The organism is Vibrio sp. Y176, assembly GCF_033438945.1.
The window spans coordinates 1-629 of record NZ_JAWOQS010000721.1 but is presented as its reverse complement, the minus strand read 5'-3'; the positions used below and the strand labels follow the sequence as shown (position 1 = coordinate 629).

1 protein-coding gene is annotated in these 629 nt (G+C 46.6%); it reads left to right on the top strand.

Going from position 1 to position 629, the window contains the following annotated elements; all coding sequences use genetic code 11:
* Positions 1 to 537 (top strand): YeaH/YhbH family protein (locus R7O13_RS28285; protein WP_318305377.1); only part of this gene is annotated, 537 nt, incomplete at its 5' end.
* Between the last annotated feature and the right edge of the window lie 92 nt (positions 538 to 629).

The following is a 629-nucleotide window of genomic DNA, read 5'->3' as shown; positions in this document are numbered from 1 at the left end:
TCTAGCCAAGCCGTGATGTTTTGTTTGATGGACGTATCTGGTTCTATGGATCAAGCGACCAAAGACATCGCGAAACGCTTCTATGTGCTGTTGTATCTGTTCTTGACTCGTACCTATGAAAACGTAGACGTTGTGTTTATTCGCCACCACACACAAGCCAAAGAAGTCGATGAACACGAATTTTTCTACTCGCAAGAAACCGGTGGCACCATCGTATCTAGCGCTTTGAAATTAATGGATGAAATCGTCAAGGAGCGTTACCCGGTTGGTCAGTGGAACATCTACGCAGCCCAAGCGTCCGATGGGGATAACTGGGCGGATGACTCACCACGATGCCGAGATTTACTCGTGAATAAGTTGCTGCCAAATTGTCAGTACTATTCTTATATAGAAATCACGCGTCGCTCACATCAAACCTTATGGCACGAGTATGAGAAGCTCACCGACGAGTTTCCAAACTTCGCTATGAAGAATATTCGCTCTGTGGAGGATATCTTCCCAGTCTTCCGAGAACTATTCCAAAAAGAAACGGCGTAAGGAGGCTAGCGATGACTACCGCAACAAAAAACCTCTCTGGAGAGGCGCCTAAAAAGCGCAACAGCAAGTTGCTACCTGATGGACCAGATTGG